The sequence below is a fragment of the Parabacteroides sp. AF17-3 genome (assembly GCF_003635445.1).
GTDB classification, from domain to species: Bacteria; Bacteroidota; Bacteroidia; order Bacteroidales; family Tannerellaceae; genus Parabacteroides; species Parabacteroides goldsteinii.
This window is the reverse complement of sequence record NZ_QTMM01000006.1, coordinates 76,083-101,447: the sequence shown is the minus strand read 5'-3', so window position 1 is coordinate 101,447 and position 25,365 is coordinate 76,083. Positions and strand designations below refer to the sequence as shown.

The 25,365-nt window shown below is 47.9% G+C and carries 15 protein-coding genes; 12 read left to right on the top strand and 3 right to left on the bottom strand.

Annotated features, from left to right (window positions below; all coding sequences use genetic code 11):
* The first annotated feature begins 2 nt into the window (after positions 1 to 2).
* The 6 genes from DWW91_RS09500 to DWW91_RS09475 all read left to right on the top strand — a co-directional run bounded on the left by DWW91_RS09500 (position 3) and on the right by DWW91_RS09475 (position 17,196).
* Entirely contained in the window at positions 3 to 2,471 is a 2,469-nt protein-coding gene (locus tag DWW91_RS09500; RefSeq protein ID WP_122327554.1) for a glycoside hydrolase family 2 TIM barrel-domain containing protein, read from the top strand.
* Between the two features lie 83 nt (positions 2,472 to 2,554).
* The gene (locus tag DWW91_RS09495; RefSeq protein ID WP_122327553.1) at positions 2,555 to 6,670 is read left to right on the top strand and encodes a hybrid sensor histidine kinase/response regulator transcription factor; all 4,116 of its coding nucleotides are present in this window, start codon (positions 2,555 to 2,557) and stop codon (positions 6,668 to 6,670) included.
* A gap of 159 nt (positions 6,671 to 6,829) precedes the next feature.
* On the top strand, positions 6,830 to 9,967 hold the full coding sequence (locus DWW91_RS09490; RefSeq protein WP_122327552.1) for a TonB-dependent receptor: 3,138 nt from the start codon (positions 6,830 to 6,832) through the stop codon (positions 9,965 to 9,967).
* A 24-nt stretch (positions 9,968 to 9,991) separates the two neighbouring features.
* Positions 9,992 to 11,467, top strand: a complete 1,476-nt coding sequence (locus DWW91_RS09485) for a RagB/SusD family nutrient uptake outer membrane protein (protein ID WP_007652790.1) — start codon at positions 9,992 to 9,994, stop codon at positions 11,465 to 11,467.
* 175 nt (positions 11,468 to 11,642) lie between these two features.
* On the top strand, positions 11,643 to 15,632 hold the full coding sequence (locus DWW91_RS09480; RefSeq protein ID WP_122327551.1) for an SUMF1/EgtB/PvdO family nonheme iron enzyme: 3,990 nt from the start codon (positions 11,643 to 11,645) through the stop codon (positions 15,630 to 15,632).
* Between the two features lie 7 nt (positions 15,633 to 15,639).
* Entirely contained in the window at positions 15,640 to 17,196 is a 1,557-nt protein-coding gene (locus DWW91_RS09475; RefSeq protein ID WP_122327550.1) for a hypothetical protein, read from the top strand.
* Between the two features lie 150 nt (positions 17,197 to 17,346).
* On the opposite strand, the gene trmD is transcribed toward DWW91_RS09475, so the two are convergent.
* Positions 17,347 to 18,027: a tRNA (guanosine(37)-N1)-methyltransferase TrmD gene (gene trmD, locus DWW91_RS09470; RefSeq protein WP_122327549.1), complete on the bottom strand. Its 681-nt coding sequence runs from the start codon at positions 18,025 to 18,027 to the stop codon at positions 17,347 to 17,349.
* A gap of 350 nt (positions 18,028 to 18,377) precedes the next feature.
* Here trmD and DWW91_RS09460 point away from each other — a divergent pair, with 350 nt between their 5' ends.
* Entirely contained in the window at positions 18,378 to 19,613 is a 1,236-nt protein-coding gene (locus tag DWW91_RS09460) for a site-specific integrase (protein WP_004291422.1), read from the top strand.
* Between the two features lie 11 nt (positions 19,614 to 19,624).
* Positions 19,625 to 19,987, top strand: coding sequence for a hypothetical protein (locus DWW91_RS09455; RefSeq protein WP_004291423.1), 363 nt, complete (start codon positions 19,625 to 19,627; stop codon positions 19,985 to 19,987).
* A 77-nt stretch (positions 19,988 to 20,064) separates the two neighbouring features.
* Here DWW91_RS09455 and DWW91_RS09450 read toward each other — a convergent pair whose 3' ends face one another.
* Positions 20,065 to 20,370 carry a helix-turn-helix domain-containing protein gene (locus DWW91_RS09450; RefSeq protein WP_004291424.1) on the bottom strand — a complete coding sequence of 102 codons (306 nt, stop codon included), beginning with the start codon at positions 20,368 to 20,370 and terminating at the stop codon, positions 20,065 to 20,067.
* Between the two features lie 31 nt (positions 20,371 to 20,401).
* Entirely contained in the window at positions 20,402 to 20,701 is a 300-nt protein-coding gene (locus DWW91_RS09445; protein ID WP_004291426.1) for a helix-turn-helix domain-containing protein, read from the bottom strand.
* Positions 20,702 to 20,902: 201 nt separating this feature from the next.
* On the opposite strand from DWW91_RS09445, the gene DWW91_RS09435 reads away from it, so the two are divergent.
* From DWW91_RS09435 to topB, 4 genes are read left to right on the top strand one after another with little or no spacing between them, the layout of a single operon-like run.
* Positions 20,903 to 21,265: a helix-turn-helix domain-containing protein gene (locus DWW91_RS09435; RefSeq protein WP_004304264.1), complete on the top strand. Its 363-nt coding sequence runs from the start codon at positions 20,903 to 20,905 to the stop codon at positions 21,263 to 21,265.
* A 3-nt stretch (positions 21,266 to 21,268) separates the two neighbouring features.
* Positions 21,269 to 21,619: a helix-turn-helix domain-containing protein gene (locus tag DWW91_RS09430; protein ID WP_004291454.1), complete on the top strand. Its 351-nt coding sequence runs from the start codon at positions 21,269 to 21,271 to the stop codon at positions 21,617 to 21,619.
* 20 nt (positions 21,620 to 21,639) lie between these two features.
* The gene (locus DWW91_RS09425) at positions 21,640 to 23,211 is read left to right on the top strand and encodes a DUF3945 domain-containing protein (protein ID WP_004291455.1); all 1,572 of its coding nucleotides are present in this window, start codon (positions 21,640 to 21,642) and stop codon (positions 23,209 to 23,211) included.
* Between the two features lie 60 nt (positions 23,212 to 23,271).
* Positions 23,272 to 25,359 carry a type IA DNA topoisomerase gene (gene topB, locus DWW91_RS09420; RefSeq protein ID WP_004291456.1) on the top strand — a complete coding sequence of 696 codons (2,088 nt, stop codon included), beginning with the start codon at positions 23,272 to 23,274 and terminating at the stop codon, positions 25,357 to 25,359.
* Positions 25,360 to 25,365 lie beyond the last annotated feature (6 nt).

Genomic DNA, 25,365 nt, shown 5'->3' with positions numbered 1-25,365 from the left:
TAATGAGAAACATTCTTTTTTCCTGTCTTTTCCTGTTTTGTTGCTTTTCGATGGCAGGGAAAGTACCATCTAAACAAAAAATACGATTAACGGATAACTGGGAATACCTGAAAGGTGATCTGGGCGGAATCTGGGAAGTTGTGCGTCCTGCTTCACCGGGAAGTCCGGAGACAGTTCCTATCTGGCAAAAGGTCACTCTTCCCCACTGTTTTAATGCCGAAGATGCCGTAGATCCCGATGTGAATTATTATCAGGGACCGGGTTGGTATAAAACACTGCTGACAATTGATAATCCGTATGCGGATGGCCGTGTCGTATTGGATTTTGAAGGAGCCGGACAGAAGACAAAAGTATATGTTTACACCACATTAGTCGGAGAACATACAGGTGGTTACGACGGTTGGAGTGTCGATATTACGGAAGCCGTGAAGTCATTTATGGCGGATGATAAGCTGGTGAAGCGTTTCAAAGGAAAAATACCTCTGTCTATCCGTTGCGATAACTCGCGCGATCTGGAAATGATCCCGTCCGATTTGTCTGATTTTAATCTCTACGGAGGTCTGTATCGTTACCTGAACCTGGTTTATCTACCGAAAGCCTCTTTTGAACAGATTCGCCTGGAACCGGAACTTTCGGCAAACCGGAAAGAAGGTTCTGTAAAAGTCAAAGCCTTTTTCTATAATCCGATGGATATACGGAAGGCGGATGTGACTGTCTCTGTATATGATGCAAATCGCAAACAGATATTTACTCAAACGATAGAAAATGTTCTGCCTCTTGGCAATCAATTCCTGACGGAAGTAAAAGTGAAGAACCCCGTCTTGTGGGACGTGGATTCTCCCAACCTTTATACTTGCGAATTGACTATAAATGCTGACGGACAGACATTGACAGCGGAAGAAAGCTTCGGTTTCCGCCAATTCGAATTTCAGGAAAAAGGCCCGTTCTTCCTGAATGGCCGGCGTATTTTGCTTCAGGGAACGCACCGCCATGAAGATCATGCCGGAGTAGCTCAGGCAATGACTGAAGATATGATGCGTACGGAAATGCAGCTGATGAAGGATATGGGTGTGAACTTTATCCGTCTCGGACATTACCAGCAATCGGATATAATCCTCCAACTTTGTGATTCTCTGGGTATCCTTGTCTGGGAAGAAATCCCCTGGTGCCGCGGAGGCCTGGGAGGTCCGGTATATAAGGAACAGGCCCGCCGTATGCTGACTAATATGATCGATCAGCATCATAATCACCCGGCCGTTATTATCTGGGGACTGGGCAACGAAAACGATTGGCCCAACGATTTCAGTGAGTTCGATAAAGGGGCTATCCGTACTTTTATGAAGGAATTGCATGACTTGGCTCATAGTTTGGATGATACACGCATGACGGCTATCCGTCGTTGTGAGTTTTGTTGTGATATAGTGGATGTTTATTCTCCTTCTATCTGGGCCGGATGGTATCGTGGGGTATTTACCGATTATAAATCCGTTTCGGAACAGGAGATGCAGAAGGTAAAACGTTTCCTGCATGTGGAGTGGGGAGGAGACAGCCATGCCCGCCGTCATTCAGAGAATGTATTTGCCAATCTGAAAGGTATTGAGTCTGGTAATGGTGCCGACGAACGTGCCGGGGATGCTTCTTTATACGGTGGTGCCGCCCGTGCATCGAAGGATGGCGACTGGTCGGAAAGTTATATTGTCCGCCTGATCGACTGGCATCTGAAAGAGCAGGAAACAATGCCGTGGCTGACTGGGGCTGCTTACTGGCCGTTCAAGGATTTCTCAACTCCTGTACGTCCCGAAAATCCGGTCCCGTATGTGAATCAGAAAGGGGTAATAGAGCGTGATTTCACTCCGAAAGAAAGTTATTATGTCTTTCAGTCATACTGGACGACTGAGCCTATGGTACATATTTACGGGCATAGCTGGCCGGTGCGCTGGGGTAACCAGGGAGACCGCAAAGAAATATTGGTCTATTCAAACTGCGACGAGGTGGAGTTGTTCATGAACGGTGTCAGCCAGGGTGTGAAGAAACGCAACAGTCAGGATTATCCCGCGGCCGGACTGCGTTGGAATTGTGTATATGAAGAAGGAAAGAACGAGATCCGTGCTGTGGCCGTAAAAGGAAAGACAAAGATTACGGATGAGATCAGCCAGGAATATCAGACGGCAAAATGGGGAGAAGAAGCCTCTGTTACAGTACATATCGTATCACGTGAAGGCGATATGGCGTTGTTGGAAGCTCAGCTTTACGATAAGGAAGGCGTTCGCTGCCTCGATTCAAAAAAGTATATTGAATTTGAACTGGTAGGTGATGGAACATTGATTCAGAATCAGGGAACATCTACCGGCAGCCGTAAGGTTCAGGCCTATAACGGCAGGGCCCGCATCAAAGTAAATCTGAATAAAGGAAAGAGCATAGTAGCCGTTAAGTCAGAGGGGATACCGACTGTATTTATGGAAATACAGTAAATCTGATTTGAATGTTACTTTTCTCTTGATCATTAACCAAAACTTTTACTATTTTTGTTCTACATAAATCAGATACAACAAGTATGATCAGGAAATCTTTATCTATACTATTTCTAATCCTTTCCGTACTAACACTGTATGCAGAAAAGACAAACTATCTGTATTCTTTTAATTCAGATCTGAATGAAGGGATTTCCCAACTCTCTGTGATGACTATTTATCAGGATTCGAGAGGATATTTGTGGTTTGCCACCAAGAACGGACTGAACCGTTTTAATGGAAAAGAATATAAAATCTATCATCGGGAAGACGGAAATGAGCAGAGCCTGTCGAATAACTCCGTCACCTCCATTACCGAAGATCAGGAAGGTTTTCTCTGGGTGGGAACCAGCAATGGACTGAACCGGATAGATCTGAACACAAATGAGATTAAACGCTATAACCTGGAGACTAACGGATTGGTTGCCAATAGTATTTCTACGGTATACACCGACCGTTCGGGTTGTCTGTGGGTTGGAACCTGGGAGGGGTTGAATCGCTATAACAGGGAGGGAGACCATTTTGAATATATCCCTATAGAAGATGATACTGAAAGAGCAATGATAGTGACTTTGCTGGAAGATAGCTCAGGCAGATTTTGGATCGGTACAAGAAACAAAGGATTGCTCCTATGTGACCATCAGATGAATCTGATCAGTCAGTTTACGAGTGAATCTAAAAATATGCCATTGAATAACAATAATATTACTTCCATTTATGAAGATGATAAGAAGCAGATATGGGTTGGTTGTAAGAATAGCGGATTGAATAAAATCAATCTGCGTGATAACGAGGTGACCTCATATACTAATTTAAACAGCGGATTGAGCAATAACTCGGTGCGTTGTATAATCGAATGGCAGGGGAAGTTGCTGATCGGTACGTTTGATGGCATTTTTGATTTGGATAAAGCGACCGAACGGATTGTAAAGGTGGCCGGTTACGATGATATAAACAAGTCGTTGAGCCATTATTCGGTTTATTGTTTTTGTGTAGACCGGGATAAAACGCTGTGGGTCGGGACATTTGCCGGAGGGGTTAATTATCTGAATAAATTCACAAACCGCTTTGTCCTTCATAAACCGCAGGAAGAATTGAATATCAGGACTGGTATTTACGGAGCGATTACGTATGAATCTCCTGAAGATTTATGGATAGCAACGGAAGGGTATGGATTATTGAATTATAATAAGCGGACGAATGAGTCACATTATTACCTGATCGATCCTTCCGTCCGGTTCGCATTTAATACGAATATCATTAAATCCGTTTTTTACGAAGACGGCTATGTCTGGTGCGGAACGACTAAAGGGGAAATCTACAAGTTTAATATCAAAACCAAAAAGTTTTCCTTGTATCATCAGTATCCGATTGAATATTCCATCTATTCTATCATTCGCGATCATAATGGTGTTTTGTGGGTGGGTGGCGCATCGACCGAATTTGGACTGACCTGTTTTGTGAATGATTCCCTGGTTACTACCTTTTATAATAATGTAGATGAACCGATCTATTTTTCAAATGTACGTTGTATTCTGGAAGAAGAAGACGGTGTCTTTTTGCTGGGAAGTACGGCCGAAGGATTGCTCCGCTTCGATACGCATAAAAAACAGCTGACAAAATATTCCAATGAGGCTTCTGTTGAGAAATACAGGATTCCCAATAACTATATATCGGCGATTGTCCGGACTCAATCCGGTGAGATATGGGGATCAACCTACGGAGGTGGTATTTTTCAACTGGATGAATCGAAAGCGATCCGGCGGATAATGACTGTCAGGGAAGGTTTGCTGGACAATAATATCTGTACGTTGGTGGAAAGTAGCGATCAGCGGTTATGGATGAGTACGGTAAACGGCCTGATCATGTTTGATCCGGCGAAAGATGAAGTCAGGAATTATCATCGTCATAACGGAATAGATATTCGTGAATTTACATTGCATAGTGGCATCGCCTTGCCGGATGGAAGTCTTTGTTTTGCCGGAAGCAACGGTTTTGTGACATTCCATGTGGAGGCGATGGATAAAAATAATAATATTCCGCCTGTGGTGCTGGAGCAATTATCTGTTAACAACCATCCGGTGAAAGTCGGCGATGAATCTGCTATCCTGGATAAGGTATTGGACGGCATGGAAACGATCCGCCTGGCTTATAATGAAAATAACTTTTCAATCACTTACCAGGCCTTGAATTATATTTATGCGACGCAAAATCAGTATGCTTATAAACTGGAAGGATATGATACGGATTGGAACTATGTAGGAGAACGTAATTCCGCATTTTATACCAACCTAAGTCCCGGCAAATATGTTTTTCGCGTAAAAGCCTCTAATAATGATGGCATCTGGAATGAGGAAGGACGTTCATTGGCTATTGTTGTGCAGCCGCCTCTGTGGAGGACCTGGTATGCTTATCTGTTTTATGTTATTGCTTTAGCGGCTATTATTTACGGGATTCTTTATTATGTAAATATCAAACGTAACCTGGAAGCCGGGTTGAAGATGAAACAACTGGAGAAACAAAAACAGGAAGAATTTCATCAGGCAAAGATACGCCTGTTCACAAACTTCTCTCATGAGTTGCGTACCCCCTTAATGCTGATTATCACTCCGTTTGAAGAACTGGTCAAACGGGTGGATATTCCGGCAGAGTTGCATGACAAGCTATCCATTATTTATAAGAACGCTCAAAAACTTTTGCTTCTTGTCAATCAGCTGATGGACCTGCATAAGAACCAGGCGGGTAGCATGGACCTGAAGGTAAGTGAAGGAGATATCTGCGAATATATCAAAGAAATCTATTATGCGTTCAATCAGATTGCTTTGACCAATGAAGTCAAATTCACCCTGAATTGTACTCCTAAAACGATCAATGGCTGGTTTGATAAATCCCTCTTGGAAAAAGTTGTCTTTAACCTCTTGTCGAATGCCTTCAAATATACGGCTTCCGGTGAATCTGTTCTTATGGAGGTATCGGAAGTAACCCTGAAAGAACTGGACCCGAAACGGACTGACGGATTGTATAAAGATGAAAACATTCATTACGTAATCCTGAAAGTCAAAGATTCCGGTAAAGGGATTGAAGAAGGAGAGGCGGATAAGATATTCACTCCTTTCTATCAGATTCCTGAAACGTCCGGTATAAATTTGTCGGGAACAGGTATCGGCCTGAGTCTTGTTTATACGATTGTACAACTCCATCGTGGGGTAATTTATGTGGATCATACGGAAACAAAAGGTGCTTGCTTTGTCGTTATCCTTCCGGTATCCCGTTCGGCATTCTCCGAAGAACAGATAGAGAGCAGGGAAATAGATAAAATTGCGGAAATAACGAATACGGAGGATATATCGGTCTCGTTGCCGGTGACGGAGAATAAAGATCAACCTAAATATAAGATTTTGTTGGTCGAGGATGATAAGGATGTGCGTGATTATCTGAAGAAAAGCCTGGAAGCCGAATATATTGTTATTGAGGCAGCCGATGGGGTGAGGGCTTACGAAAAAGTAGTGCAGGATTTCCCAGACCTGGTACTTAGCGATATCATGATGCCGAAGCGCGACGGACTGGAACTGTGTACGATGATCAAGAATGACATCCGCATCGGACATATCCCGGTTATTCTGATGACTGCCCGTTCGATGGTAGTCCATATCAAGGAAGGATTCCAGGCGGGAGCGGACGATTATATTGTGAAACCGTTCAATATGGACGTGTTGCAGACACGTATCCGCAGCCTGCTGGCCTCGAGGGAGCAATTGAAAAAACTCTATGGAAAACGTTTCTCCCCGGATGTGATGGGGATCGAGGTGAAGTCGGCCGACGAACGTTTCTCCCAGAAACTGTTTGATGTGATCGAGAAAAACATATCCAATGAAAAGCTGGATGTCGAATTGTTATGCACGGAAATCGGTATCAGCCGTGCGAACCTCTACCGTAAACTCAAATCCATCACCGAACTTTCACCGATGGAACTGATCCGTAACAAACGCCTCGAGATGGCGGCTAAATTGTTGAAAGAATCCGAAATGAATGTCTCTGAAATTGCGTCACATCTTGGATTTAACAGTCACTCTTACTTCTCCAATTCCTTTAAGGCTTTTTATGGATGCACTCCCACTGAATTTGTGCAGATGAAAAACAATCAGGAACAGGGCGGCTGATAAAATCGTATCACTTTTCTGTCACTTTTGTATCAATCTATTCATATAGAATAATTTAATACTAAATTGGAAGCATGTTTTCTTTTGTAAAAAAGAGAATATGTTTCTTTGTGTTATTGAATTTGTTGAAATTTTAAGTCTAATTAAATCCATGATTAAATGAAAAAAGAAATCAAAAGGGCCACTCAATCGTTTTGGCGATTATTATTATTAATGGTGGCGTTTAACTCAAGTCTAAGTTTGTTCGCGCAAACACAGACTATCTCCGGAATCGTTCTGGATGAATTCGGAGACCCGATGATCGGGGTATCTGTACTAGTGAAAGGAACAACCACAGGTATTATTACAGATGTAGAAGGGAACTTCACTGTCCCGGCTAAAACCGGCGATGTTTTATTGGTAAAGTATCTTGGTTATAAAGACCAGGAAATAAAAGTAACAAGTAATGCCCGCCTGAAAATTACTCTCCATGAAGATACCCAGAATTTGGATGAAGTAGTCGTAGTAGGTTACGGTACGCAGAAGAAGGTGAACCTGACCGGTGCCGTTTCTGCTGTGACGGGAGAAGAAATTGCCAAACGTCCGGTAGCCAATACATCTACTATGTTGCAAGGCCAGATGCCGGGTTTGCGTATCACTTCCGACAAGGGACAACCGGGTAATGAATCAGTTCAGATCCGTGTACGTGGTCAGGGTACTTATTCCGGTACCGGTTCTGATCCGTTAATCCTGATTAACGGTGTCGAGGGAGACCTCGCCTCCCTCGACCCGAACATTATTGAAAGTGTTTCTGTGTTGAAGGATGCAGCTTCGGCTTCTATTTATGGTTCACGTGCTGCAAACGGTGTGATTTTGATTACAACCAAGAATGGTTCGGAAACAAAAGACCGTATTTCTGTTCGTTATAATGGAAACTTTGCAGTCCACAATCCGACAAATCTGTTGGATGTGATTTGGGATTCTCCTACCTATATGAAATATTTCAATATGGCAAAGGATAACTCCGGTGCTCCGGCAACTGACCGTTATTCGGATGAGATGATTGCGAATTATACCAATCCGTCCGACCCGACTAAATATCCTAGCTTCAACTGGCTGGATTATATGTTTGATCCTGCTTTTGTTCAGCAGCACAACCTGAGTGTAGCCGGTACTACCGGTAAAACTTCTTACAACGCTTCTTTAAGCATGATCAATCAGCCTGGTACCATGAAAGGGCAGGAATTCAAGCGTTACAATGCAACGTTGGATCTGACTTCACAGGTAAATGATTGGATACGTTTCGGAATGTATTTTACCGGCAGCCGCAGCAATCGTCAGGAAACACGCCAGGGTGATACGGATGCTTATTTGTCAACTATTTCGCAGGCTCCGACTTATATGCCCTGGTTGCCGGATGATGGTACAGGTATTAAGCGTTACACGATGAAGGCATTTACCTTTGAAAGTAATAATAAAAACATGGTCGCTATTACTGAAACGGAAAACTTCAAGAATTATGTAAATACTGATGTAAACGCACAGGCTTGGCTGGAAGTGAGTCCGATCAAGGGTTTGAGTTGGTATACCAAAGGTGCTATGCGTTACAAACAACAACATATAAAGAATTGGGGAGCATTGCCAACACCGGTTTATTATTACCATGACGGCACACAGAACGGTACATTGAATACAAACGGAACCGGTTTGACCAGTACAATGGAAAACAGCTCTTATTATAACTTATATACTTATTTGAAATATGACTGGGCTACTCCGAATAAAGAACATGACTTCTCTTTTATGGCAGGTTACAATCTGGAATATTATAAAATGGATAATCTGGAAGGTTACCGTCAGAATTATGACTTCCCCTTGCATGAACTGAATACAGGTATTTCTTCTGTACAGACTAACAAAGGTAAATCAGAAGAATGGGGCATTATGTCTGCTTTCTTCCGTGCCAACTATGCTTTCAAACAACGCTATTTGTTGGAAGTGAATGCCCGTTACGACGGTTCTTCACGTATTTCATCCGAATCTCGCTGGGGTATATTCCCTTCCTTCTCTTTGGGATGGCGTATGACTGAAGAAGAATGGATGAAGGATCTTAACTGGGAATGGCTGAATAGTTTGAAGTTGCGTGGTTCATGGGGTATCCTGGGTAACCAGAATGTCGATCTTTATTCTTATTATGCATTGGTTACAACAGGTAAGGATTATAGTTTCGACAACACAAATTTAGGTGCCGGTGTTGCACAGACAGCTCTTACCAACCGTGATTTGAAATGGGAATCTACGGCTATTGGCGACTTCGGTATCGATATCACAGCTTTCAACGGTTTCAATATTACTTTTGACTGGTATAAGAAAAGAACATACGATATTCTTCGTGAGGCACAGAGCAATTCATTACTGGGGTTGAAAGCTCCGTTTGTCAATGCTGGTGAAATGGTAAATAAAGGTATTGAAATATCACTGGCTTATAATGGGTATATCCGGGAAGGCATATTCAAAGGATTGAGTTATAATGCTGGTGTATTCTTTGATCGCACTAGAAATGAATTGACGAAATACGGCGCCGATTATGTGGATTCTTCTAAGGGATTGATTTATAAAGAAGGTCTGCCTTACGGATCGTTCTATGGTTATGAAGCAATCGGCATTTTCAGGGATGAAGCAGATGTGACCAATTCTCCCAAACAATTTAATGATAAGACATTGCCGGGTGATATTAAATATGCCGATATCAGTGGTCCGAATGGAGTACCTGACGGTATTGTCGATGAAAACGACCGTAAAGTACTTGATGGCCGCTTCCCTGATTTTGAGTATTCCGTGAACCTGGGTGCTAGCTGGAAAGGTTTCGACCTCTCTTTGATGGGACAAGGTGTACAGGGAGCAAAACATTATGCCAGTGGCTGGGGATTGCGTCCGTTTTATCAGGGAACACCGATCTCACAAGACTATATTGACAATATGTGGACGGAAGATCATAGAGATGCCAAATATCCGCGTTTGTATTTCGCAGATTTAGGTGGTGCAAAGAACCAGCGTGAAAGTACCTACTGGTTGTACAATGCTTCTTATTTCCGTTTGAAAAATCTGACATTCGGTTACACATTGCCGAAAGCACTGACAAGCAAAGCGAAGATCGAACGTCTGCGTTTTTACTTCTCTGGTGATAATTTGTTGACAATAACTAAATTCCCGCAGGGTGGTGACCCGGAGCGTAATTATAATTCCACAAAGGGTACACGTTTGGTTTATTATCCACAGAACCGTATCATTTCATTCGGTGTAAATCTTGAATTCTAATTTAATTGTAAAATAGTTATGAAAATGAATAAACTATCATATATTTCACTATTGGTTGCCGGCATGATGACTGTATCATCCTGTTCTGATATTTTAGATACGCCACCGACAACTTCTCCGTCAGAAAGTATTTTCTGGCAATCAAAATCAGATTTTGATTCCGCATTGACCGGTTGTTATCAGGGTATGCAGGCTAAAACGTTATCGTATGGGATGGTTGTTTATGACTGTCTGACAGATAATGGGTACGGTAGTTCCGGTTCCAGCTATGTGTATAAAACAGACCTGATCCAGGCGGATAATATAGATCCGTCTATGACGGGTTTCGTTCCGGAACTTTATAAGGAAGCCTACGAAGCTATCACCCGTCTGAATATCTTCTTATATCAGTTGAAGAATTATCAGGGCGGAGATATGAATAGTGTCCGTAACCAGTATGAAGGGGAGGCGCTTTTCTTACGTTCTTACTGCTATTATCTGCTTTATCTGTGTTATGGTGAGGTTCCGTATCCGACAGAACCGCTGGATCTTACAATTCAGAATATGCCGAAAGAATCTTTGGAAACAGTTTACAATAATCTGATCACTGATTTGCAGGCTGCTATCGATAAAATGGACGACAAGACATTCAAGGGTGCCGGCGGACATGCAACCAAAGGGGCTGCCCAGGGGTTAAAGGCACGTCTTCTGATGTTCCATGCCTTTGGCGAAGACGGTAAGGTCGCTAATCGTAACGAAGTGCAGGAAGCATACAATTTGTTGAATGAAATCAAAGGATACTCATTAGCCGATCGTTATGCCGACAATTTTACTTATGATGCACAGGAAGCCAGTCCGGAGATTGTTTTCTCTATCAAGTTTCTGGCTCCGAACAATTATAATAATTTCGATCATATATACGGCAATTACTCCGGAGTACGTCCGGTTGCAAACCTGACCAATGATTATGAGGAAGGTGATAACCGGTTGGGACAGATCGTTGCTTTCGATGATAAATATCAGTGGCCGGGAGGCGAAATTGTATCTTTAAACAGAAGCGATTTGAAGAAGGCTATGGTAAAATGGTTGACTCCGTTGATGAAAGATGGTGATATGTGGCAGGCTAGTACACGTAGTGAACAGGACTGGGTCTTCCTTCGTTGGGGTGAATTATTACTCTTGAAAGCTGAAGCTGCCAATGAACTGGGTATAGCCGGTGCAACGGAAATGGTGAACCAGATACGCAACCGTGCCGGACTGGAAGATCTGGCCGCCAATCTGACACAGGATCAGTTGCGTGAAAAGATCCGCCATGAACGCCGCGTAGAAACTCCGTTTGAGTTGATCCGTTACTATGATATGAAACGTTGGAAAATCATGGATAAACTGAATGGCCTTGAACTCGATCCACTGTTGGCGGGACACGTAACAGCTTGGTCTAAGGCGCATGAATACTTCCCGTTGCCACAGGATCAGATCGACTTCTCTAACGGCGTATTGATCCAGAATCCGAACTATTAATCGTTCGATAATAATTTAAGTATGGGTGAGAAGCTCCGCTGTTAAAGGCGGGGCTTTCTTTCCGATTTTAGTGGCACATCTCTGCTAACGTTAGTGGGATACCCCCACTAACAAAAGGGACCGGATTTCATAAACCGGTAGTGCAGATCATCGTAAAATATAAGAGACAGATATCATGAAAAAGAGTTTAATTGTTTTATCAGCCTGCCTGGCCTTTTCGCTTTCCGCTTTTCCTCAAAAGCAGAAAAAGCAGGGCAACACGCCTGCTTCCTGGTCTGAGAAAATTGCCGTTGCCAAACAGAATGCTTACGAACAGATGAAAAAGAACAGCCTTCCGGTTTCTTCAAAGGTTATCAAGGCGAAACAAGCTGCCGAGAAGTTTACCGCCGATGTGACCGGACTGGATGAAATGGTACTTTATACCTGGGGTACGGTCGACGGAACTGCCGACGACCAGGCTGTATGGGCAAATGCCCGATTGATCGCGGCCGACGGTTCTTCCGTCTGGCTGAACGATCTGAAAGATACTTTTAAGGATACCGGTACAGGCCGCCCGGTCTTTAACGCCAATGCCAAAGGCGTTCCGGTCATTATGAAAGGGAAAACATACGAACGGACGATTATGGCGAATGCCAACTCACAGATCGTCGTTCCGCTGGATAAAAAATATGTCCGTTTTGAAGCGGAAATCGGATTGGAAAACCGTTCCTCCGCAGGGACCGCTATTTTTCGCTTGCAGGGGATAACGGGCAAAGAGTTATCCGAAGATATTATTGCCGGCTATCCGGCTGAATCGGCACAATTCCTTCCGTTTGCCGGAAGCGACATGAAAGCCCTGGTTACAACCTATGATGCTACCATAGAAAAACATATCGCCGAATCGGTCGTAGACCTGCTGGCGGATAAAAAATATTTTACAGCCCGTATCGCTGCTGCCGGTCAGGAGAAGGAGTTGGATAAACAAGTGATGACATACCTGAATATTGCGCAGGATGCCATGAAGGTATATGAATTGCAGGAGTCGCTGAGCTGGCTTAATATGCGGGCCATCGAAGAGGCTTTCAATGATATGAAACGCAGTAAGTCGTTTGACCAGGCCGCTAACCAATCCAGACTGTCAGCCTTAAAAGAACTGGTAGGTAAAGGTTTTGCCGGTATCTATTCAAACGATGAAAATACAATAAAAGATGCCCGGCAGGCTTTGCAGTTAAAACGGGAAATACTGCTGGCCAATCCGGAACTGGATATGGATAAACTGATCGTGGGCCGTTACCATATCGGTACCTCTGCCCGCCAGGTCAATCCCCGTTCGCTGGGAACACAGAATAATAACTGGTCGAACCAGACTTCCGCCCCGCGTGGCGGATTCGATGCGGAGATCGTCGAACTATCGAATCTTCGCGGCGACATTCAGTCACGTACCATCTTCAAGCCGGATAACGGTTCGTCCGTTCCCGACCTGAAACTGCATTGGGATGCCGACCGTGTGATGTTTTCCATGATCGACACCGATAAGCGCTGGCAGGTTTTCGAAGTGGGACTGGATGGGAAAGGTTTGAAAAAACTGATTGAATCACCCGAAAAAGACCTCGAGTTCTTTGATGCGACCTGGTTGCCTTCGGGAAAGATCATTGCCGTATCCAATATCGGTTACAACGGTGTTCCTTGCGTAAACGGGAATGATGAGGTCGGTAATATGGTGCTTTATAATCCGGAAGACCGTTCCCTGCGTCGTCTGACGTTCGACCAGGATGCCAACTGGTCGCCGGTCATCATGCACAATGGCAAGGTGATGTATACCCGTTGGGAGTACACCGACCTGACACATTATTTCTCCCGCTTCGTGATGCATATGAATCCCGACGGAACCGAGCAGAAAGCACTTTACGGCAGCGGCTCTTATTTTCCGAACAGCACATTCGACGCGAAACCGATACCCGGCCAGGCATCCGGTTTTGTCGGAATCATCTCCGGACACCATGGCGTTGCCCGTTCCGGTCGTCTGATCCTGTTTGATCCTTCCAAAGGCCGCAAGTCGGAACTGGGAATGGTGCAGGAACTGCCATTTCGCGACCGCAAGATCGAACCGATCGTGAAAGACCGGCTGGTGGATGGTGTCTGGCCTCAGTTTATCAAGCCTTATCCGTTGAACGATAAATATTATCTGGTTGCCGCCAAATTGAATCCGAATGCTTTATGGGGCATTTATCTGGTAGACGTGTATGATAACCTGACGCTGATTGCCGAGTATGAAGGTGAAGGATTGATCCACCCGATACCGGTAAAGAAAACTCCGGTTCCCCCCATTATTCCCGACCGTACGAAACCGGGCACGAAGGAGGCGACTGTCTTTATCCAGGATATTTACGAAGGTGAAGGTTTGAAGGGCGTACCCCGTGGTACGGTGAAAGCATTTCGTGTGTTGTCTTACGAATATGCTTATAATAAAACTCCGTCCGACCATTGGGCACAGGGTGTTCAGAGCGGATGGGATATCAAACGCCTGTTGGGCACGGTGCCGGTCGAAGAGGATGGTTCCGCATTGTTCACTATTCCTGCCAATACGCCGATCTCGCTTCAGCCGCTGGATTCGTGCGGACGTGCCGTGCAGTGGATGCGTAGCTGGCTGACCGGAATGCCGGGAGAAACCGTCTCCTGTATCGGTTGCCACGAAGACCAGAATCAGATACCTATCCCGAAACGTGTGGTCGCTTCGACTATCAAACCGCATGCGATCGCATTGCCGGAAGGCGGACAGCGTCCGTTCACGTTCGAACTGGAAGTACAGCCGGTACTGGACCGTGCCTGTATCGCCTGCCATGACGGTTCTAATAAACTGGCCGATTTTACCGGTGGCCGTATCGATGATTTTACCGGATTTGGCAAAAGTTATCTGAATCTTCATCCGTATATCCACCGTCAGGGACCGGAAGCGGAGATCGAAGTCTTGAATCCGTACGAATATCATGCCTCGACCAGCCAGCTGATCAAGATGTTGAAAACCGGACATCATGGCGTTGAACTGACCGATAAGGAATGGAAAACGCTTTATAACTGGATTGACTTTAATGCTCCTTATCATAATAAATTTAAAGCAAATATCTTTAAGGGAGTAGAGCAGATCAGTCGTCGTACGGAGTTGACGGAGAAATATGCCGGTTCCGGTGTAGACTGGCAGTCGGAAATCCGTGCCTATGCCGATTATCTGGGCAAACAACCGAAGCCGTCTCCCGTAAAACCGGAACGCAGGGAATATAAAGATAAAGAAGTGAATGTGAAAGGCTGGCCGTTTGATGCAACAATCGCTAAGAGCATGCTGGCAAAGGAACAGGAGACAAAGAAGAGCATCGAGCTGGCTCCGGGCATCGTGATGAACTTTGTACGCATCCCGGCCGGAAAGTTTGTGATGGGAAGTAACAAGGGACATTCCGATTACTCTCCGGCCAGCAAACAGGAGGTGAAAAAGGCATTCTGGATGGCGGAGATAGAGGTGAGTAACGAACAATTCCGTACGATTTTCCCCGATCATAACAGCCGTTTCGTGAACCAACTTTGGAAGGATCATGTGCACCAGGGGTATCCGGCCAACAATCCGGAACAACCCGCCATCCGTGTCAGTTGGGAAGAGGCGATGGCCTTCTGTGAGAAGCTGAGTGAGAAAACCGGTTTGAAAGTGACTTTGCCGACCGAAATGCAGTGGGAGTGGGCCTGTCGTGCTGGTAGTGAATCCGATTTCTGGTACGGGGCGCTGAATACCGATTTTGCCGCCTATGAAAATATGGGTGACAAACAACTGAACAAGCTGGCGGTAAGAGGTGTGAACCCGCAACCGATGAACCCTGGTGATCCCTGGTACAAATACTACACATACCAGCCGAAAGACAATAATGTCGACGACGGCAATATGCTGATGGTGAAAGGTGGTGGTTATCAGGCTAACCCCTGGGGATTGTATGATATGCAGGGTAATATCGCCGAATGGACACGTTCCGACTATCTGCCTTATCCTTATAACGAGAAGGCACAAGGTAACGGAACCGAAAAAGTGGTACGCGGCGGTTCCTGGACCGATCATCCGAAAACTTCGACAGCCTATTACCGTAAATCTTATCTGCCCTGGCAGAAAGTGCATAATGTAGGTTTCCGTGTAATCATTGAAGATTAAGTATCGAATGAGCGCATTTAAACAAATCATAATCGGACTAGTGGCCGGAGCAGCTTTCGTTTGTAGCCATGCACAGACGAAGCTACCGCCGGCCTGGCAGTCCTCGCTGGTCAGGATCAGTGAGGAAGGTATTCTGACTTATATTCCCGATAAAGACGGCAATACCATACCTGATTTCAGCCGGGTAGGCTATCATCATGGCGATAAAAGTATTCCTCGATATCCGGTTGTTAAAGTCGTTTCTCCGGTAAAAGAAGGGGATAGCGGAGCCTTGATACAAGAGGCTGTCGATGAAATATCCCGCAGGCAGCCGGATGAAAACGGCCATCGGGGGACGATCCTTTTAAAACGGGGTGTTTACAGGATTGCCGGTTCTGTCGTGATAAACACCGGTGGTATCGTGTTGATGGGAGAAGGCGATAATATCAATGAAACCCGTCTGATCGCTACCGGTAAAGAGCGTCGTACTTTGATCCGGGTGGAAGGAGCCGGTTCGATGAAGGAAATACCGGATACACGGGTGAAGATAACAGACGATTTCGTGCCGGTCGGTACCCATTCATTCCGGGTTTCGTCGACAAAAGGTTTTAAGGTGGGCGACCGGGTGATCGTTTACCGTCCCGGTACCCAGGAATGGATCCATGCCATTAAGATGGATCAGATCGTGGAACGGAAAGGTACACGCCAATGGACGCCGCAGGAATATAACCTGGCTTTCGAGCGTCAGATCACGAAGATCGAAGGGAACCGTCTTTTTATCGACAACCCTGTCGTGATGCAGATGGATAAGAAGTTTGGAGGCGGCGAAGTCTATAAATATACGTTCGACGGACGTATCAGTGAGGTCGGTATATCGGATATCTGCTTTGAATCCGAGTTTGAAGATTATGAAGACCTGGAACACGGTTGGATTGCCGTTGGACTGGATAAGGCGGAAAACTGTTGGGTGCGGAACATCACGGCCCGTTATTTCGGCTACTCGGCTGTCAGTTGCGAACGTTTTGCTAAAAATGTCTCTGTTGTGGATTGTCGTTGCCTGGAAGCAAAATCACTTATTACCGGAGGCTATCGTTATTCCTTCAATAACTGGGGGCAGCAGAATCTCTTTATGAACTGCCAGGCGACGGAAGGCCGTCATGATTATGTAACCGGTGCACAGGTATGCGGTCCGAATGTCTTTTATAATTGCACGGCTTCGCAGACGTTTGCCGATATAGGTCCGCACCACCGTTGGTCTGTCGGCACGTTGTATGATAATATCGTTACTGATGGCGAAATAAACGTACAGGACCGCGGCCAGATGGGAAGCGGACATGGTTGGGCAGGCGTGACGCAGGTATTGTGGAATTGCCGGGTGAACCGTGCTGCCGTACAGAACCCGTGGACTTCGGGGCATAATTATTGTATAGGATTGAAAGGAGAGAAATATCCCGGCCATTTTACCGATCGCCCGGATGGCATCTGGGAAGGACAGAATGAGATCAATCTATTTCCCCGTTCCTTATATATAGCGCAATTGATGGCGCGACAAAAGAATAATGATTTGAGTATTTTGCTAAAATAGGCAACTATCAAAATGTAACTACTCTACCGGCTAAATCGGATTAATATACCGGGTAAATGAAAATACCCTACCGGGTAATATTTTTTAACATATCAATATGTTTATAAAATACCTGGTAGGGTGTTATTTTGTCAAAAAAGTTGTTTCGATTTATTCCCCTTTCAGCAAATCCGGTCGTAGCCGTGCCGTCCGTTCCTGTGCCTGCTGCAACCGCCATTCGTCGATCTTGCGCTGGTGGCCGGAGAGAAGCACATCCGGAACTTTCCAACCTTTGTATTCGGCAGGACGTGAATAAACGGGCGGGGCGAGCAGGTTATCCTGGAAAGAGTCGGAGAGGGCGCTTTGTTCGTCACCGATGGCTCCAGGGATCAATCGCACGACCGCATCGGTGATAATGGCGGCTGCCAGTTCGCCACCCGTCAGCACGTAATCGCCTACAGATATCTCTTTGGTGATCAGATGCTCCCGGATGCGGTAGTCTATACCTTTGTAATGACCGCATAAAATAATCATATTATCCAGCAACGACATGCTGTTCGCCATCGGCTGGTTGAATGTTTCCCCGTCCGGCGACGTATAGATTACTTCGTCATACTCCCGTTCGCTTTTCAAAGCGGAGATAGCCCGGTCGATCGGTTCGATCTGCATCACCATCCCGGCCTCACCACCGAAAGGGTAATCGTCTACACGGCGCCATTTGTTAGTCGTGTAGTCACGCAGGTTATGTAGATGGATTTCAGCCAGTCCCTTGTCCTGTGCTCTTTTGACGATGGAGCAATTAATCATTCCATCGATCATTTCCGGAAGTACGGTCAGTATGTCGATACGCATAGAGGTTCATTTATTTATGCTGCAAAGTTACTACAAAAAAGTGAAATGCGGAAAGATATAGTGATAGAATTGAGTTACAAGGGTTTTGGTTGAAGTGGCGATAATCCGTGAAGCCATTACAATCCCTGCCGAAGCCAAATCCTGACGCCGCTACGTTACTTGTTCGTAACCATGCCCGAAAATGCGACAAACGGGTACGAATAGCGAAACAAGGCTCTAAGGAATAGTGAGTTATCCATAACTCATGCGAAAAATCAGGTTACGGAAAAAGATTGCGCCGTTCCTCCCCGTTTTGCGTACCAACACCGGACTCTTCACCAACTAATTTTGAAACCCAAAAATTAAGGACAATGAAGAGTACATTTTCAGTAATCTACTACCTCAAGCGTCAGGTAGTGAAAAAGGACGGGACAGTTCCCGTCATGGGACGCATCACGGTGGACGGCAGCCAGACACAGTTCAGCTGCAAACTGACTGTCGATCCGAAACTGTGGGACACCAAAGGTGGACGTGTCACGGGCAGAAGCACGGCGGCACTCGAAACGAACCGTATGCTTGACAAGATGCGGGTACGCATCAACAGGCATTATCAGGAAATCATGGAGCGTGACAACTTCGTCACGGCGGAGAAGGTGAAGAACGCCTTTCTCGGACTGGAACACCGCTACCACACGCTGATGCAGGTGTTCCGCCAGCACAACGAGGACTACGAGAAGCAGGTGGAGGCAGGCATGAAAGCCAAAGGCACGCTGCTGAAGTACCGCACCGTTTACAAGCACATGCAAGAGTTCCTCGACATCCGCTACCATGTGAAGGACATCGCCCTAAAAGAGCTTACCCCGGCTTTCATCTCCGACTTCGAGATGTTCCTGCGCACGGACAAGCACTGCTGCACCAATACCGTGTGGCTGTACGTCTGCCCGTTACGGACGATGGTATTCATCGCCATCAACAACGAGTGGCTGACGCGCGACCCGTTCCGCGAGTATGAAATCAAGAAGGAGGAAACAACACGCAGTTTCCTGACCAAAGATGAGATCCGCCTGCTGATGGAGGGGAAACTGAAAAACGCCAAACAGGAATTGTACCGCGACCTCTACCTGTTCTGCGCCTTCACGGGGCTGTCGTTCGCGGATATGCGCAACCTTACGGAAGAGAATATCCGCACCTACTTCGACGAACACGAGTGGATAAACATCAACCGCCAGAAAACGGGCGTGGTGTCCAACATCCGCCTGCTCGACATCGCCAACCGCATAATCGGCAAATACCGGGGACTGTGCGGGGACGGCAGGATATTTCCCGTTCCGCATTATAACACGTGCCTTGCCGGTATCCGTGCCGTCGCCAAGCGTTGCGGCATCACCAAGCATATCACGTGGCATCAGAGCCGCCACACGGCAGCCACGACGATATTCCTCTCCAACGGTGTTCCCATCGAAACGGTCAGCTCCATGCTCGGACACAAGAGCATAAAGACGACGCAGATTTACGCAAAGATAACCAAAGAGAAGCTCAATCAGGACATGGAGAACCTTGCCGCAAGATTGAACGGCGTCGAGGAATTTGCAGGTTGCACCATCTAAAAAGAAAAGCCATGAAACGTGACACAATCATCATCGAGGACAAGGCAGTCAGCGTAACCGGTAACGACGTGTGGATGACCGCCACCGAAATAGCCGGATTGTTCCATACGACCGTCCCGGCAGTGAACGCCGCCATCAGAGCCGTCCGCAAGTCGGACGTGCTGAACGACTACGAGGTGTGCCGCTACATGCAGCTTGAAAACGGGCTGCACGCGGACGTGTACGCCCTTGAAATCATCATCCCGGTCGCTTTCAGGGTGAATACCTACAACACCCACCTGTTCCGCACATGGCTGGTGGGAAAGGCACTCTCACAAGAGAAACGGCAGACATACGTGATGTTCATACAGAACGGAAAAGCCGGGTATTGCTGATTGCACATACCCCATAAGACAAGTAAACGGGTAGCACCACAAAAGGTGTCACCCGTTTACTTTTTCATGAAACCGCCTCACTCCAGCGGCTTGCGGTAGTTCGCTTCCAGTACCCCGCGCAGCCCCGTTTCCGGGTAAAGCACCTTCCCTCCCAAAAGTATGAAGGGCAACACGCGGTTGTTGCGGTATTCCTGCAAGGTGCGCCGGCTCACACGGAGCAGTTCCGACACCTCGCCGTCCGTCAGGTAACGTTCCCCGTCCAGCGGAGGACGGTAGCTTTCCAGAAATGCGGACAGCCATTTCGAGCCTTTGCGCATATCCTGCACCACAGAGGCTATCGGCTCGTCTTCCATCGTAAAAACATCGTTGTTCTCGTTCATCATAACTTCGGATTCAGTGGGTGAATAAATCAAATCATCTGCCGTGCGGATAGAGCGTGCCGACAAGCGGTATCAGCCGCTTCACCTCCTCTGGCTTGTAATAGAACCTGCGGTTTATCTGCGAGTAGCCGATAAGCCGCCTGTCACGCAGCGTCTGCAACGTGCGCGGGCTTATTCTCAACTGCCCGCAGACCTCCTCGCCCGTGAGCCATCTTTCCATGCGCCCCGTGTCGCTTTTGCGCCTCAGGGCGGCGACCTTCTCCGAGAGTGCGCCGAATGCCGCCACCATCATCTCGAAAGTCTTTTTCTCGATAGATACTATTTCCATATTCATGTCATTTAGAGTTTGCCGCAAAGGTAACGAAACGGCATACAAGACGTATCGTTTTCCGCTGAAAGGCTGCCTGTTGCGCCGTTTGACCGGGTTACGGAGCCATCTTCCGCAAAAATCTTACGTGAGTCACGTAGTGAGTTGTTAAAGCCCCTTTTGTTTATTGCCGAATTTTGTCGCAGAAACAAAAAGAAAGGACTGAACATGAAAGTGATAACAATGGAAAGTTCCGCCTACAAGGAGATGATGGCGCAGATTGCGAACATCGCAGGGTACATCCGCGAGGCAAGGGACGAGAAGAAACGGAAGCGGGAAACCGAAGACAAGCTGCTTGACACGGCACAGGCGGCGAAGATGCTCAACGTGAGCAAGCGCACCATGCAGCGTATGCGCACCGACCACCGTATCGAGTATGTGGTGGTACGCGGAAGCTGCCGCTACCGCCTTTCCGAGATACTGCGGCTATTGGAGGACAACACAGTAAGGAACGAGGAAGGGACAATAGACACCCTGTTCCACAACCACACGCTGCGCACGGGCGGCAAACCAAAAGGAAGGAGGACATAGGTCATGGAACTGCTCACACGAAACAACTTCGAGGGCTGGATGCAGAAGCTGATGGAACGGCTCGACCGTCAGGACGAACTGCTGCTGGCGATGAAGGCTGAGGGGAAACAGCCCACTATCACGGAAAGCATCCGCCTTTTCGACAATCAGGATTTGTGCATGTTGCTCCAGATAAGCAAACGCACCCTCCAACGCTACCGCAGCGTAGGCGCATTGCCCTACAAGACGCTGGGCAAGAAGACCTATTACAGCGAGGAGGACGTGCTGACATTCCTTTCCAACCATATCAAGGACTTCAAAAAGGAAGATATAGCCTTCTACAAGGCTCGTATCCATAATTTCTTTCATAAATAACCCATTAAAACATTTTTCAGATGGCAAAGAAAAAAGACGAAAAGGACGTGCTGGTAGTCCGTGACGAGAAGACAGGCGAGATCAGCGTGGTAGCCGGGCTGAACGCGGACGGCACACCCAAGCGCACCCCCGCAAAAGCGGAGAACGCGCAGAGTTTCCTGCAATTCGACCGACATGGCGACGTGCTGGACAACTTCTTCAAGAACTTCTTCCGGCAGTGCAAGGAACCCAGCCGCTTCGGTTTCTACCGCATTGCGGCAGACCAAGCTGAAAATCTCTTAGAGGTGATGAAGCAACTGCTGAAAGACCCCGAAGCGAACAAGGAGCTGCTCGCCCCTCACAAGGTGGACACCTCCGACTATGAGAAGAAGGTGCAGGAAGAGATGGCAGCACAACAGACAGAGAAACAAGAACCTCAAAAACAGGAGAACATGGAACAACGGAAAGAACAGCAACAGGACAAATCCGAACAGATGCAGGGCAAACGTGGCTACCAGCCCATCGACGAGAGTAAAATCAACTGGCAGGAGCTGGAGGACAGATGGGGCGTAAAGCGGGACAACCTTGAAAAGTCCGGCGACCTTACGAAGATGCTCAACTATGGCAAGTCCGACTTGGTAAAGGTCAAACCGACCTTCGGCGGCGAATCATTCGAGCTGGACGCCCGCCTCTCCTTCAAGAAGGACGGTGAGGGAAACATCAGCCTCGTGCCGCACTTCATCCGCAAGGAGCAGAAGCTGGATGAGTACAAGGAACACAAATTCTCCGACAATGACCGGAAGAACCTCCGCGAAACGGGCAATCTCGGTAGGGTCGTGGACATTGTGGACAGGGAAACGGGCGAGATCATCCCCTCCTACATCAGCATCGACCGCAAGACGAATGAAATCACGGACATTCCGGCAAGCAGGGTGCGCATCCCGGAGCGCATCGGCAAGACGGAAATCACCACGCAGGAGCGGGACATGCTCCGCGCCGGACTGCCCGTACGCGACAAGCTCATCGAGCGCAACGACGGCAGAAAGTTCGTCACCACCCTGCAAGTGAACGTGGAGCAGCGCGGCGTGGAGTTCGTGCCGGGAACCGGCAAGTCGCCCCGTACCGCACAGACACAGGAAACCAAAGGCGACACATCGAAAAGTCAGGCGCAGGGCGGGGAAAATGCCGCACAGACCAAGAAGGAGCAACGCCGCAACACGTGGACGAACGAGGACGGCAGCATCCGCCCCATCAGCAAATGGAGCGGCGTGAGCTTCACCGACCAGCAGAAAGCCGACTATGTGGCGGGTAAAGCCGTGAAGCTGGAGAACGTGACCGACAAGCAGGGCTTCCATGCCACGATGTATATCAAGTTCAACCCGGAGAAGGGACGCCCGTACCGCTACGACACGAACCCTGACAATGCACAGCAGGTTGCTCCGTCCAACGAGAGCCGCACGCAGGTGGCGGTGAACAACGATGGCAAGACCAACGAGGCTACAAAGAATCTGAGAGAGCCGTTGCAGAAAGGTCAGACCAACCCGAAGGACGCCCGCCAGCAACAGCAGCAGGAGAAGCCGCAGAAGAAAACGGGCAAGGGCATGAAAATGTAATCCCGTGTCCGCCACTGAATCCAAAATAAAATCCAAAGTATCAACAAAAAAGAAGAAGACATGAAGACAATCATTGCAGAAAAGCCCTCCGTGGCACGTGAAATCGCCCGCATCGTGGGCGCGACAAAGAGAGAGGAAGGATATTTCGAGGGAGGCGGTTATGCCGTGACATGGGCATTCGGACACCTCGTTCAGCTTGCCATGCCCGACGGCTACGGCGTGCGCGGATTTGTCCGTGACAACCTCCCGATTATTCCCGACACATTCACGCTCGTCCCCCGTCAGGTCAGGACGGAGAAAGGTTACAAGCCCGACAGCGGCGTGGTGTCGCAGATAAAAGTCATCAAAAGACTGTTCGACACAAGCGAACATATCATCGTGGCGACCGATGCCGGACGCGAGGGAGAGCTTATCTTCCGCTACCTCTACCACTATACGGGTTGCACCACTCCTTTCGTGCGCCTGTGGATCAGCTCTCTCACCGACAAAGCTATCCGCGAGGGACTGCGGAAACTCGAAGACGGCAGCAAATACGACAACCTCTACCTCGCCGCCAAAGCGCGGAGCGAATCCGACTGGCTCGTGGGCATCAACGGCACACAGGCGTTATCCATCGCCGCCGGACACGGCACGTATTCCGTGGGGCGGGTGCAGACACCAACGTTGGCTATGGTATGTGAACGCTACTGGGAGAACCGCCGCTTTACGTCCGAAGCATTCTGGCAGCTCCATATCGCAACGGACGGTTGCGACGGCGAAGTCGTGAAATTCTCATCCTCCGAGAAATGGAAAGAGAAAGAACCGGCGATGGAACTATATAATAAGGTAAAGGCGGCAGGTTGCGCCACTGTCACGAAAGCCGAGCGCAAGGAGAAGACGGAGGAAACTCCCTTGCTCTACGACCTGACCACGCTCCAGAAAGAAGCCAACGCCAAGCACGGCTTCACGGCGGAACAGACGCTTGAAATCGCGCAGAAACTCTACGAAAAGAAGTTGATAACCTATCCGAGAACGGGAAGCCGCTACATCCCCGAAGACGTGTTTGCCGAAATTCCCAAACTGCTCGCTTTCATCGGCACACAGCCCGAATGGAAAGACAAGGTGCGGGCAAAAGCCGCCCCGACACGCCGCAGCGTGGACGACGGCAAGGTGACAGACCACCATGCCCTGCTCGTCACGGGTGAGAAACCGCTCTTCCTCTCCAAAGAGGACAATACCATCTATCAGATGATTGCCGGGCGCATGGTCGAGGCATTCTCTGAGAAATGCGTCAAGGATGTGACCACTGTCACGGCGGAATGTGCCGGAGTGGAGTTTACCGTAAAAGGCAGCGTCGTGAAGCAAACCGGATGGCGTGCCGTCTATGGCGAGGAAAAAGAGGAAATTACCATCCCCGGCTGGCAGGAAGGCGACACGCTGACACCGAAAGGCTCGTCCATTACCGAAGGAAAGACCAAACCCAAGCCGCTGCATACCGAAGCCACCCTGCTCTCGGCAATGGAAACGGCGGGCAAGGAAATTGAGGACGACGCACTGCGGCAGGCGATGAAGGACTGTGGCATCGGTACTCCCGCCACACGCGCCTCCATCATCGAAACGCTTTTCAAGCGCGGTTACATGGAACGCTGCAAGAAGTCGCTTGTTCCCACCGAAAAAGGACTTGCCCTCAATTCCGTCGTCAAGACGATGCGCATCGCCGATGTTGCCATGACGGGCGAATGGGAAAAGGAGCTGGCGCGTATCGAGCGCGGGGAACTGTCCGACGACACCTTCCGCAAGGAGATAGAGGCGTACACACGTGAGATAACCTCCGAACTGATCTCGTGCGACAAGCTCTTCGGCAGCCGTGACTCCGGCTGCGCGTGTCCCAAGTGTGGCACGGGCAGGATGCGGTTCTACGGCAAGGTGGTACGCTGCGACAACACGGAGTGCGGACTGCCCGTGTTCCGGCTGAAAGCGGGACGCACCCTGTCCGACGATGAAATCAAAGACCTGCTCACCGAAGGGCATACCAAGCTGCTCAAAGGGTTCAAGAGCAAACAGGGCAAGAGTTTCGATGCTGTTGTCGCCTTTGACGGGGAATATAACACGACTTTTGTGTTCCCGGAGGCTAAAAAGGACAAGAAATTTTCAGGACGGAAGAAATAGTATTAA

Excerpts from the sequence above, each read along its gene's own strand:
- DWW91_RS09450 (WP_004291424.1), bottom strand. The coding sequence starts at position 20,370 with ATGATGAACGAGAACAACGATGTTTTTACGATGGAAGACGAGCCGATA.
- DWW91_RS09485 (WP_007652790.1), top strand. The coding sequence starts at position 9,992 with ATGAATAAACTATCATATATTTCACTATTGGTTGCCGGCATGATGACT.
- DWW91_RS09495 (WP_122327553.1), top strand. The coding sequence starts at position 2,555 with ATGATCAGGAAATCTTTATCTATACTATTTCTAATCCTTTCCGTACTA.
- DWW91_RS09455 (WP_004291423.1), top strand. The coding sequence starts at position 19,625 with ATGAAACGTGACACAATCATCATCGAGGACAAGGCAGTCAGCGTAACC.
- DWW91_RS09480 (WP_122327551.1), top strand. The coding sequence starts at position 11,643 with ATGAAAAAGAGTTTAATTGTTTTATCAGCCTGCCTGGCCTTTTCGCTT.
- DWW91_RS09500 (WP_122327554.1), top strand. The coding sequence starts at position 3 with ATGAGAAACATTCTTTTTTCCTGTCTTTTCCTGTTTTGTTGCTTTTCG.
- DWW91_RS09435 (WP_004304264.1), top strand. The coding sequence starts at position 20,903 with ATGAAAGTGATAACAATGGAAAGTTCCGCCTACAAGGAGATGATGGCG.
- DWW91_RS09430 (WP_004291454.1), top strand. The coding sequence starts at position 21,269 with ATGGAACTGCTCACACGAAACAACTTCGAGGGCTGGATGCAGAAGCTG.
- DWW91_RS09490 (WP_122327552.1), top strand. The coding sequence starts at position 6,830 with ATGAAAAAAGAAATCAAAAGGGCCACTCAATCGTTTTGGCGATTATTA.
- DWW91_RS09445 (WP_004291426.1), bottom strand. The coding sequence starts at position 20,701 with ATGAATATGGAAATAGTATCTATCGAGAAAAAGACTTTCGAGATGATG.
- DWW91_RS09425 (WP_004291455.1), top strand. The coding sequence starts at position 21,640 with ATGGCAAAGAAAAAAGACGAAAAGGACGTGCTGGTAGTCCGTGACGAG.
- DWW91_RS09475 (WP_122327550.1), top strand. The coding sequence starts at position 15,640 with ATGAGCGCATTTAAACAAATCATAATCGGACTAGTGGCCGGAGCAGCT.
- trmD (WP_122327549.1), bottom strand. The coding sequence starts at position 18,027 with ATGCGTATCGACATACTGACCGTACTTCCGGAAATGATCGATGGAATG.
- DWW91_RS09460 (WP_004291422.1), top strand. The coding sequence starts at position 18,378 with ATGAAGAGTACATTTTCAGTAATCTACTACCTCAAGCGTCAGGTAGTG.
- topB (WP_004291456.1), top strand. The coding sequence starts at position 23,272 with ATGAAGACAATCATTGCAGAAAAGCCCTCCGTGGCACGTGAAATCGCC.